Raw genomic sequence first — 302 nt, forward strand, 5'->3', positions numbered from 1 at the left:
CCTTAGAATTCATCAAAATGGTAAACCCTCCTCATCATCCCACTGTTCAATGTCAATTGATCTTTCTTGCTCTTTATTGAATACTTTTGATTTATTACTATGCACAGGCTTAGTTGACAGGATCCTCCAAACTTCTTCTCATATAGTTCATGAATCCAAACTTTTACCGGTGCTTTCCATTTTTGATTGGGTGAAGGGATATTTTTAATTAAACTTTTTGGAGACATCCCTAACTCTTTAGCCATTTGTATATCTATAGAATTCAAACGACACCGCTTTTTTGCCTCTGCCCACGCTTGTGA

Annotated in this window: 1 pseudogene; it reads right to left on the bottom strand. The window is 36.4% G+C overall.

What is annotated here, in order from left to right:
* Positions 1–2: 2 nt before the first annotated feature.
* Positions 3–302 (bottom strand): annotated as a pseudogene (locus AOA60_RS33285) (hypothetical protein); the annotation flags it as partial.

The sequence above is a fragment of the Pseudomonas sp. 2822-17 genome, assembly GCF_002742485.1.
In the GTDB taxonomy this organism is placed as follows: Bacteria; Pseudomonadota; Gammaproteobacteria; order Pseudomonadales; family Pseudomonadaceae; genus Aquipseudomonas; species Aquipseudomonas cyclaminis.